Source organism: Anaerotruncus sp. AF02-27 (assembly GCF_003465835.1).
Classification (GTDB): Bacteria; Bacillota; Clostridia; order Oscillospirales; family Ruminococcaceae; genus Anaerotruncus; species Anaerotruncus rubiinfantis.
This window is the reverse complement of record NZ_QSBX01000063.1, coordinates 318-1,900: the sequence shown is the minus strand read 5'-3', so window position 1 is coordinate 1,900 and position 1,583 is coordinate 318. Positions and strand designations below refer to the sequence as shown.

Below are 1,583 nucleotides of genomic sequence, written 5' to 3'. Positions count from 1 at the left end.
ATATCCAGTCTATGGCACGGCAGGAATACTTTAAGCAAATGAGCAAAGACGACGCTCTCGCAATCGTCCGCGGTCTGTACGCCCTCCAATACGTCAAAGGTGCGAGCTGGACTGTGCGGGCAAGCATCGTTGGCGGCGAGCAGATGGACCTCAGCTCGTTTTTGATTGCCTACAACAATGAGCATTCGGACGACCTTATCAGGTACAACCTTCCGTCGGTCGAAATTTGATTGAGCGGTAAACGGATTGAGAGGAGCATTGTAATGACAGTTACAGTTTATGGAGTGCGCGCAATTGACAATATATCATTTGGATATGGCTACAAATACTATTTTTACAATCCGCTTAAATTGATTAACAATCCGTCCGACTACGATACTGTGACGCATCTAGTTGAGATTCCGGACGGATATACCCTCTCCGATGATAACGATACGGAGAGACCGATGTTATATGCGCCAAATGGAGAGTGCTGCGACCTCGTAACAGCGTCGGGAGGGTTGCACGTAATATCGTCTATGGGCCATGTGCATTTATCTTTTTTGAATCTAAGTAAGCCCTGCGAGGAGTGAGCAAAAGTGCAGAGTTTATTTAAATGAGGCGCGAACACTTAACCGGGCGTGGATTTGGCCGCTAGCGATCGGACGGGATTAATTTATTAGGTCTTGCATTTTTACAAAAATCATGTATACTGTAATTGTCAAATTCAATTTAAAATTGGATTTGCGGATTGAAATTGAGAAAGTATCCTATATCGTCAGGAAAAGGGCGGGCGCTAAAATGCCCGCCCTCTGTCTTTTTATTGCAGCGAGAGGAGGGTGTCGCATGTATCAACCCGCATATAAGCGGCTTGCGAAACTGACCGCCATTGAGCTTGACCGCGAAAAAGCTGATGAGTTGCGAGATTACTTTTGGAGTCATAAGCCCCCGGAGATCCTGCCACCGCTATTTGACGAGTACGTGATCCGTATCACCTACTCGGCAGAGTGGATTCAAAAAAATTTTGGAGGTCAGCTCCCGCTCGGATCAACGAGCCAGGAAATATATGTCTGCCATGACACACCAACCAAAACCTATCTGCTCTCTTACATGGAGGGTAAAAAACAGGTGCAAGTGACGTTTGATTATAATGACACAGTGGAGGATGATAAAGGCCGCCTATCCTTGCGGTACAATGTCGAGACATTGATGCCTATCACTGCATGGGCCAGCGATGACGAACTCCACCAGGAGGCTAACGATATTATTAACCTCTATCGCTATGTGACCTTTTATTTGCTCTATTACCGCCCGGATGTTGAGTACGCGGATCGCCCCGTGAGCCGCTCGTCCCGGCCCCGTACCAACCGGGGAGCCGGCAAGCAGACAAACACGTTTGTACTGCGGTCAAAAGTCCGGAGATACTCTATCGACCGGCACGAGATCCCCACCGAGCGAAACTACCGCAAATTTGCATGGTCAGTACGCGGCCATTATCGCCGTGGTAAAAACGGCAAGCTGATTTATGTTACCCCACACCAGGCAAGGCGGCGGAGCTCCGGGGAGCGAGCTGCGCCCCGCAAGTACGTTATAAAGACATAAGA

The 1,583-nt window shown here is 48.6% G+C and carries 2 protein-coding genes; both read left to right on the top strand.

Going from position 1 to position 1,583, the window contains the following annotated elements; all coding sequences use genetic code 11:
- A partial coding sequence (locus tag DWV16_RS18760; RefSeq protein WP_207661956.1) for a hypothetical protein occupies positions 1-230 on the top strand: 230 nt, incomplete at its 5' end.
- A 595-nt stretch (positions 231-825) separates the two neighbouring features.
- Positions 826-1,581, top strand: a complete 756-nt coding sequence (locus tag DWV16_RS18750) for a hypothetical protein (protein WP_118480966.1) — start codon at positions 826-828, stop codon at positions 1,579-1,581.
- The last annotated feature ends 2 nt before the right edge of the window (positions 1,582-1,583 follow it).

Excerpts from the sequence above, each read along its gene's own strand:
- DWV16_RS18750 (WP_118480966.1), top strand. The coding sequence starts at position 826 with ATGTATCAACCCGCATATAAGCGGCTTGCGAAACTGACCGCCATTGAG.